The following is a 10,269-nucleotide window of genomic DNA, read 5'->3' on the forward strand; positions in this document are numbered from 1 at the left end:
TAATGCCGGGGAATAAACTTTTCTAGTCCTCGGTATCTATATGTCTTATATTAAAGATAGGAAGTAAATTTCCTACCAAAATAAAAATTGTATTATATTCATTTATATATAGAGGAGGAACAAGGATGCAGAGTAAATTAAATCTAGACCAAAACTTAATTGCTAAAGCAAGAAATTCTGCAAAGAACATTGCAGCAGATACTCAAAAATTTATAGATAAGCATACCACTGTGGCTGTTGAAAGAACAGTAGCTAGATTATTAGGAATAGATGGTATTGACGAAATAGAAACTCCCCTACCAAATATAGTAGTTGACAATATTAAAGATGGTGGTGGACTAGGTTTAGGAGCTGCTTACTGGGTAGGAAATGCAATGATCCACACAGGTAAAGAGCCACAAGAAATCGCTGAAATGGTATCAAAGGGAGAATTAGATTTAACTAAGGTACCTGTGGCTGATGATAATAAAATACAAGAAGTTATAAAAGTATTAGCAGAAAAAATGGTACAAAGAATTGCTAATAATAAAAATGATAGAGACGAGTTTATTAAAAACTTAGGAGAAGGTCCAAAGCCTTACTTATACGTAATCGTTGCAACTGGTAATATTTACGAAGACGTACTTCAAGCACAAGCAGCAGCAAGACAAGGTGCAGACATTATTGCTGTTATTAGAACTACAGGACAAAGTTTACTTGACTATGTACCATATGGAGCTACTACAGAAGGTTTTGGTGGAACATATGCTACACAAGAAAACTTCAGAATCATGAGAAAGGCATTAGACGAAGTTGGAGAAGAAGTAGGAAAATACATTAGATTATGTAACTACTGCTCAGGACTTTGTATGCCTGAAATAGCTGCTATGGGAGCTATGGAAAGATTAGATGTAATGCTTAACGATGCATTATATGGAATCTTATTTAGAGATATAAACATTCAAAGAACTTTAGTTGACCAATACTTCTCAAGAATCATTAACGGATTTGCGGGAGTTATCATAAATACTGGAGAAGATAACTACTTAACTACTGCAGATGCAGTTGAAGAAGCACATACAGTACTTGCTTCCCAATTTATCAATGAGCAGTTTGCATTAGTAGCTGGTCTTCCAGAAGAACAAATGGGTCTAGGTCATGCCTTTGAAATAACACCAGACCTAGAAAATGGATTCTTATTTGAACTTTCACAAGCTCAAATGGCAAGGGAAATATTCCCTAACGCTCCACTTAAATACATGCCTCCTACAAAGTTCATGACAGGAGATATATACAAAGGTCATGTTCAAGATGCATTATTTAATATGGTTGCAATAATGACTAACCAAAGTTTACAATTATTAGGTATGCTTACAGAAGCTATCCATACACCATTACTACAAGATAGAGCATTATCTATAGCTAATGCTAAATATGTATTCAACAATGCTAGAGATATTTCTTCAGAAATTGAGTTCAAAGAAGGTGGAATCATCCAAAGTAGAGCTCAAGAAGTTCTTAAAAAAGCAGCTGACATGTTAAATGAGATAGAAACTGAAGGAATATTCTCTACTATAGAAGAAGGAAAGTTTGCAGGAGTTAAGAGAAAGATGGATGGAGGAAAAGGACTAGAAGGTGTTACTAAGAAGCATGATAAGTACTTTAATCCATTTGTAGAGTTAATGTTAGGAGGTGCAAGATAATGAGTGCTAATACAGGATTAGATTTAACTAAAATTAAACCATATGGAGATACTATGAACGATGGAATGGTTCAGTTATGTTTCACATTACCAGTTCCATGTGGAGAAGAAGCTAAAGAAGCAGCAAGACGTCTTGCATCAAAAATGGGTATGGAAGAACCAGCTGTAACACATGCAGAAGACTTAGGTGTAGGTTATACTATGTTTGTAATGTATGGAAAGTGTACACATACAGTAGATTACACATCTATAGAAGTTCCTAAGGTAGATGTGGACATAATGGACAAATATGGAGTAGAAGCTTTTATTAAAGAAAATATTAAAAGAGATATAGTTATAGTAGGAGCTTGTACTGGAACTGATGCTCATACAGTAGGAATAGATGCTATTATGAACATGAAGGGTTATGCAGGACACTATGGACTTGAAAGATACAAGGGTGTAGAAGCTATCAACTTAGGAAGTCAAGTTCCTAATGAAGAATTTGTAGCTAAGGCTATAGAGTTAAATGCTGACGTATTATTAGTGTCTCAAGTAGTTACTCAAAAGGATGTTCACATAGCTAACTTAACTAACTTAGTTGAAATATTAGAAGCAGAAGGAATAAGAGACAAGGTAGTATTAATTTGTGGTGGACCTAGAATAAGCCATGAACTAGCTAAAGAGCTAGGATACGATGCTGGATTTGGATCAGGAACATTTGCAGAAGATGTTGCATCATTTGCAGTAAATGAAATAGTAGATAGAAATTTAATATAGATAAGATAAAAGTAAAAGGGCAACAGGTATCTGTTGTCCTTTTATTTTTATCTTTATAAGAACTTAAGAAAACAAAAATAGGACTATAGACCTACTGATAAATAATGAAAAAAATGGAAAATGATTTCTAGATATGTAAAAATAAAGAGTGGGTAATATTAAGAGTAATGAAATGAGGTAAAAAATGAAAAATAAAATCTTTGGCATAGTTATTATTTTTATAATGTGTTTTCAAATAATCTCATATGGAGAAGAAAAGAATAGGGTGTTAGTTATAAACTCTTATAGTCCAACCTTTATTAGCTATGATAGATTAGAAGCTGGAATAAGAAGTGTTTTAAAGAAAGAAAATGTAAATTTGCATATGGAATATATGGATAGTAAGAGATTTTCTGATGAAACCCATTTAAGGAATTTCTATGAAAGCTTATCATACAAGCTTTCTAATGGAGAAAAATATGATTTAATAATGGCTACGGATGATAATGCATTATTATTTGTAGAAAAGTATTATGATGAACTATTTAAAGGGTTACCAGTGGTTTTCTCTGGAGTAAATGATATAGAAAAGGGAATGAGTTTTAATGAAAATCCTAATTTTACAGGAGTATTAGAGGCCATATCCTTAAGGGAGACCTTAGATATTATAGGGAACTTTCAAAGGAATGTGTCTAATGTATATTTTATAATGGATAAAACTACTAGTAGTGATGCCACTATAGAAGAAATAAAAAATACTATGAAATATTATGAGAACCTAAAATTTAGACAATTATCATTGAAAGAAATGTCATTTGATCAACTATTTAGTAAGATATCACGTATAAATAAAAAGGACAGTGTTATTATCATGTCTGCATTTAAGGATATGAATGATAAATCCATGACCTTTGAAGAAAGCCTAAATGAAATAATAAAAAATTCAAAGGCTCCCGTATACCATCTATGGGAACATGGCATTGGAAATGGAATTGTGGGAGGAAAGGTTGTAAGTCAGTATGAACAGGCAAGAACTGCCGCTACCATTGCATTAAATATTTTAAATGGAGAAGAGATAAGTATAATAAAAGTTGTGGAGAAGAGCCCTAATAAATATATTTTTGATTATAAGGAATTGAAAAAACATGATATAAGTTTAAATAAAATTCCAAATAACTCAACTATACTTAATAAACCCTTTGAAGAATTAAGAAAATATAAAGTATGGATTCAAATTACAATAGGGTTTATATTCCTTAGTTTTGTAATAATTATTATTTTGTACAAAAGCATATTAACCAGAAATAAAGTAGAAAAGGAATTAAAAATTCAAAAGTCTTATTTTAAACAATTATTTGAAAAATCTCCAGAAGCCATTTTAATATTAGATGAATATGAAAGAGTAAACCATATAAATAAGAGCTTCATAGAATTGTTTAAAGTAAATATAGAAGATATAAAGGGAAAAACCGTAGAAGAAGTAGCAATAAGATACTTGGAAGATGAAATTACCATAGAGCAGGTCATGGCTAATTGGGAAGATAAATTGAAAAGTGGCGAAATATATAAAGACGTTGTAAGTATTAATGGAAGAAGTGGAAATAGACACTTGAAAATAACTGCATATGCCATAAAAAACGATTCTAATTATATGGGAGCCTACATAATATGTTCAGATATAACCAATGAGAAAGAAAGGGAAGATACAATAGAATATCTAGCATACAAGGATCCTTTAACAGATCTGTATAATAGAAGGTTTTTTAACGACAAGTTAAAGGAAGAAGTACAAAAGGGCAAGGATATAGCTGTAATGTTTATGGATTTAGATGGATTTAAAAAGATTAATGATACCCTAGGCCATGGAGCAGGAGATATTATATTGAAGACTTGCTCTCAGAGACTTATAGATATTATGGGTAAAGGCGAAATAATTGCTAGAATGGGTGGAGATGAATTTATTGCGCTTTTTACTAACCCTGAAAAAATAAATGGAATAATAGGAACGTCCCAAAAAATTATAGAGTCCATAGAAGAGCCCTTTTATACGGATAAAGAAAAAATATATTTATCTGCCAGCATTGGAATAGCCAAATATCCAGAACATGGGCAAGATAGTGGAACATTAATTAAAAATGCGGACATTGCCATGTATAAAGCTAAAAAAAGAAAAGAAGAAAAGATAGAGATATATGTACCAGAGCTTGATGAAAAGATACAAGAAGAATTCATAATAGAAAATAATTTAAGAGGTGCATTAGGTAAAGAAGAAATAAGCGTTAATTATCAGCCCATACTAAATACCCATACAAACAAAATAATAGGAGCAGAAACCCTTATAAGATGGAATAGTCCAGAACTTGGTTATGTATCTCCCTTTAATTTCATCCCCATAGCAGAACAAAATGGTATGATACATGAAATAGGCAGATGGGTATTAAGAGAAGCTTGTAGGCAGAATAAGGAGTGGCAAAATAATGGGTATGATCATATGTTCATAGCTGTAAATGTATCTGTTAAACAATTGGAAAAGAAGGATTTTGCTAAGACCGTAATAGATATTTTAAATGAAACAGGCCTTGACCCTAAATATTTAGAATTAGAAATTACTGAGACTGTATACATGGAGAATATGGATAAGATAATTAATGTATTAAAGGAACTAGATGAAGTGGGAGTAAAGTTTTCTATAGATGATTTTGGGACGGGATACTCATCTTTAGGAGAACTAACTAGATTAGATATAAGTAAACTAAAGATAGATAAATCCTTCATACAAGATGTATTTGTAAGTGATAACAATGCTAAGGTAGTAGAGGCTATCATATCCATGGCCAATAGCTTGAATTTAAATATAGTAGCAGAAGGTGTAGAGACTAAAGAACAATATGATTTCTTAAGAGAACAAAGGTGCAATATGGTTCAAGGGTACTTGTTTAGCAAACCTTTAGATTCTATTAATTTTGAAGAACTCCTTAAGAGTGAATAGTTTTATGACGATATACTATGTGGAGGGATGAAATTGAAGAAAATAGGAATACTAGTACTTTTAATAAGCTTGTTGTTAACTAATACTACTTTTGCCATGGATAAATACATTGGAATTAAAGAATATGAAGCACTTTATAATAATATGAATTTTTCTGATATAAAAAACAGCCCTTATAAAAAATCCATTTATAAGCTGGCCAGTTTATCTATAATTAGGAAAAATGGTTCAGACAAGTTCTATCCAAGTAAGAGTATAAGTAAAGAAGAAGTTATAACTATGCTAGTAAGAATGGCTGGAAAAGAAGAAGAAGTTCAAGAAGTAATAGAAAAGAAAAAATTGAATAACAATAATGAGTTGGAAGCTTATTTAGAAACTGCTAAAAAAATTAAGCTAATAACTAAGGAAGAAGCTAAAAATATATTATATGTATCTGATGAAGAAGAATATAAAATAGAAGATAAGATTGATGAAGAATTAAAGAAAAGACCTAATTATACAGAGGATGAGATAAAAGATTTAGAGGAAAAAATAAGAAGTGAAATGAAACATAAATATACATGGGGTGAATTGGCAAATAGAGAAGAAGTGGCCATATGGATAAGTAGAATTATGGGCCTTAATAAAATAGGTGGATCTAGTAGACAATATGTATATAATTTAAAGGATTATTCAAAAATAAAACCAGAAAATATATCTTTAATTGAGCGAGTATTACAGCTTAAAATAATAGAACCAATAGATGGGTATTTTAAGCCTAATAGCCATATGCGTAGAGATGAAATGGCAGTAATCTTAGATAAAATGAGTAAAAAAATCCTTGAACTAAGGGGTTATTCTGTAAAAGAAGGCGTAATAGATAGTATGGAAAAGTTTGTAGTACCTGTAGAAAATTTGATAACAGGAGAGATAACGGGGAAAAATAATTATGTATATACTATAAGAGACGAAAGTGGAGAGTATAATAAGATCTCAACAGAAGGAGACAATGGATATATTGTATATAACAAATATAATGATACTATAGGATTTCCTAGTGATTTAAATGAATATGACTACATAGAGTACTGGATAAATGATAAAAAAAATATAGTGTATGTGGAAGTAAAATAAGGGCCGGTTAATAACCAGCCCTATTTTTATACCTTTTTAATATTCATAAACTTTTTCTAAATCATTGTCATTTTCGTCATATTCATATTCAGCAATTTTATCATTGTCTTCATCATATACTAATACATCCACATCTTCATCAACTTCATCAGTAATATCGTCACAAACTTTTTCAACAAATTCTCTAAAATCTTCTTTATCTCTATCCTTCCAATCATCAGAATCTTTATCAAATTTGGCGTATATTTTACACTCTATATCATCATTAGACTTTTGTTTTAAAGAGAATTTGCTAAATTCTAAGGTCTTGCTTCCTATTGTATAATCTTCATAATCATCTTCTAAATCATTTTCCACAGAATTTAACTTATCATCAATATCATCGTCATCATCATCTTCATATAATCTTTCATCATTATAATCATAAGTATATTTTTTTATTTGGTCGTCGTCATCATCGTAAACTTTAACAATTACGTCTTTCTTTATGTATTTTATAACCTCTTCACATAAATCCTCTATAAAATCATCAAAGTCATCATCATCTCTATCTTCCCATTTACTATAACTCTTATCAAAGTCTCCATACATTTTTACTAATACTTCGTTGGAATACTTGCTTACTTTAAAGTCTTTAAATCTTAAAGTATTTCCATCGTTTTTATGGGAATCAAAATCTTCTTCTAATATTCTTCTGATGTCTTCAAGGGAAGTATTAGAAGAACTACTAGAAGAACCAGAATCATTTGAAATAGATTTATATAGATTTTGTTGACTTAATTGAAATTTTAGATTTGTTATTTCCATATTTTTTCTATCAAGTTCTGCTTGAAGGGCAGTTATATCAGTAGAACTAGTAGATGGATATATATCCATGGTTTTAGAATTGTTATGCCATGTATAGGAATATCCCATTTCACGAGCTAAGTCATTTATTGGCACATAAACATAACCATTATATATAAATGGAGCAGAATTAAATGCTACATTTTTACCATTATAATTTACCTTAATATTATAAAACCAAGCATTTATCTTTTTAGTGTATGTGGCAGATACTCCTACTACTGTGCTTAATATAAGACAGATTATAAGAGTTATTATTAATTTCTTTTTCATAAGTTACCCCCTTATAATAGATGTTTCCTACATTTTACCATAAATATAAAGTGGGTAATAGTTCTGGTTAATAAATTATTAGTATATGATACTTTTTACCTGTATACTTTTTAAAAACTATTTACCATTGGTTATATATGGTACAATTGAAAATAGAGAAAAAAGTAAAAAAAACTTGAATTTTAGCCGATAAATAAGTAAGTAGACTTTAGAAGGGGAGGTAATTATGACTAAGAAAGTATTAAGTGTAGTTGTGGCTGTGATGGTGTTATTTTCTCTTAATAATTATTCTTATGGAGAGACAGTAGACCCCAATAATATAATCTTAAGTACAAGTCCACAAAATAGTGAAATTAATGTAAGTTTAGACCCATTAATAAAAATATCATTTACCCATGAAATTCAATTTTTGGATAGTAGTAAGAGTAATTATATAACCTTAACTTCCAATGAGGGGGCATATTTACTAGATAATAGCGGAATAGAAATAGGCGGAACTGGAAATAAGGAACTACTTATAAACATAATGGATGAAAGAGATGGTGTATTTAATCTTAAGAAAAATACGGAGTATACATTAACTATTAGTCCTAATATGGTTAGATTAGTAGGAGTAACAGATATTAGTGGAAATGAAGTGAAAAATAAAGAGATACAATTAGTCTTTACAACTACGGGAGATGGAAGTATTCCTAATGTAGTTAAATATTCCTCTAATGAAAATTTTATGGATGACATAACGAAAGTAAATGAAACGCAACTTTCTAAAGATGGATATATATATATAAGATTTGACCAAAACATAAATGAAGATATTGATGTTCTAGGAACTCTATTAAATGATAGGGTAAAAATCAATAAAAAGTTAAAATCTTTTAACGAGGCTACTGTCGCAGAGAGTGTGTACAATCCTGATTTTAACTTCATAAATAATAATGATAACTATTCATATACAAGTAAAGTTGAGTATTTCAACATTGAAAGTATTGAACATATAAATGATTATTTAAAAATAAAACCAACAGAAATATTAAAAGAAAATAGTTCCTATAGGCTTTTTATAGATAAGAAATACATAGAAGATACTCATGGAATCAATATAAGTAATAATATAGACACGGTTTTTTATGTAAAGGCAGCCAGTGATAACTCCACTATTAATTATTCATTAAACAATGGAGAGTCAAACTTTGATAAAACATATTATACACAACCCATATACAATAGCACAACTCCTATGGAAATACGCTTAGATAGGGAAGTGATTCCACTATTATCTAGTGAAAGGTATGATACAGTAACTAGTGGCGTTTATGAAGATAGCTTGAAAAATATAACCATATTTGAAAACTATAATGAAGATATTAAAGCACCAATAAAAGAAATAAAGCTAAACTATTATTTAGATGGTTCAAATAAAAAAAGTAAATTATACATATATCCAAATGAGAACTTAAAAAGTGGACTTCACTATAAACTTTCCATACCAGAGGGAACCTTTGAAACAATAGGCGGTGTTAAAAGCAATAATTTAATATATTCCTTCGTTACTGCATCAAATGAAATTAATGATAAGGGTATAGATAAGTTAGAAGACAATGAAATAAAAGTTATTGACCTAAAGAATACGGAAAAAACCTTTAATATAATAGGACATAACTTTAATGAAAGGATCAGTAAAGTAGTGTTAATACCATTTAGTGGCAATGCACCTAATTCAATAGATATAGATAGTTCTTACGTGGAATTTGATAATAGTACTAAATTAAAGGTTCACATCCGAGACTCCATTAGGGATGAATTATCAAAGGATACAAATACAGGTAAGTATAAAGTAAAGGTAGTATTTCAAAATGGAGACGAAATAATTTCTTCTGATAATGAACTATTATATATTGTTCCTAAGGACAAGCCAGTTGTAGTAAGAGTATACCCTACTAATGAGGGAGTATATGATGAAAATCAATTAAAACACGATGTAATAGATGACACTACAAAGGATAAGTTCTTTGTTAAAGTTACATTTAATGATATAGACAATACTTTAAAACTAAATAAAGATAATTTAAATGCCATAAACATACACTCTTTAAATGGTTCAGAGAATGTACTAGATAAAGTCTTTATGAACTCTATAATATCAGATACGGAAAAAACTAATAAATACATATATGTAAAGAATGAATCTAGTAATGAAGTAACCATATATATACCTATTCTAAAGTTAAGTTCCAATAATAGTTACGTCTTAGATATACCATCAAATCTAGTGTACTATGGTGGGGCAGATAATGTGATAGGAAATGAATCCGTATCATTTAATTTTAAAACGAAGGATATTCCTAACATAGATAAAATATCTATAGGAAGCGTACCGGAAGATTATGATGATTACGATATATATATTTATGGAAAATATTTTAGTAGTGATGTGGAAGTTTATTTTAATGAAGAAAAGGCTAGAGATGTAGATTGGATAGATGATAAGACTTTAAAAGTAGAATTACCTTCAGATTTAGATGTGGGTATATATGATGTTATTATAAAAAATGGAGAAAATCACAAGGCCACCATGTATGGATCCATATCTATAATACAGGAAGGAGACCATGTTCCAAATGAAAATTAT

The 10,269-nt window shown here is 29.9% G+C and carries 6 protein-coding genes; 5 read left to right on the plus strand and 1 reads right to left on the minus strand.

Translation table 11 applies throughout. The features are described from left to right. Nucleotides 1-125: 125 nt before the first annotated feature. From kamD to CCE28_RS21095, 4 genes are all read left to right on the plus strand, one after another. A complete protein-coding gene (gene kamD, locus CCE28_RS21080; RefSeq protein ID WP_095136120.1) occupies nt 126-1,682 on the plus strand; it encodes a lysine 5,6-aminomutase subunit alpha in 1,557 nt (518 codons plus the stop codon). Continuing rightward, entirely contained in the window at nt 1,682-2,440 is a 759-nt protein-coding gene (gene kamE, locus CCE28_RS21085; protein WP_095136122.1) for a lysine 5,6-aminomutase subunit beta, read from the plus strand. The genes kamD and kamE overlap by 1 nt, the downstream gene beginning before the upstream one ends. A gap of 184 nt (nt 2,441-2,624) precedes the next feature. Then, entirely contained in the window at nt 2,625-5,408 is a 2,784-nt protein-coding gene (locus CCE28_RS21090) for an ABC transporter substrate binding protein (protein WP_095136124.1), read from the plus strand. Between the two features lie 33 nt (nt 5,409-5,441). After that, a complete protein-coding gene (locus CCE28_RS21095; protein ID WP_176461966.1) occupies nt 5,442-6,521 on the plus strand; it encodes an S-layer homology domain-containing protein in 1,080 nt (359 codons plus the stop codon). A 36-nt stretch (nt 6,522-6,557) separates the two neighbouring features. On the opposite strand, the gene CCE28_RS21100 is transcribed toward CCE28_RS21095, so the two are convergent. Beyond that, the gene (locus CCE28_RS21100; protein WP_095136128.1) at nt 6,558-7,640 is read right to left on the minus strand and encodes a stalk domain-containing protein; all 1,083 of its coding nucleotides are present in this window, start codon (nt 7,638-7,640) and stop codon (nt 6,558-6,560) included. 226 nt (nt 7,641-7,866) lie between these two features. On the opposite strand from CCE28_RS21100, the gene CCE28_RS21105 reads away from it, so the two are divergent. Beyond that, a partial coding sequence (locus tag CCE28_RS21105) for an Ig-like domain-containing protein (RefSeq protein ID WP_141228407.1) occupies nt 7,867-10,269 on the plus strand: 2,403 nt, incomplete at its 3' end.

Source organism: Anaeromicrobium sediminis, assembly GCF_002270055.1.
In the GTDB taxonomy this organism is placed as follows: Bacteria; Bacillota; Clostridia; order Peptostreptococcales; family Thermotaleaceae; genus Anaeromicrobium; species Anaeromicrobium sediminis.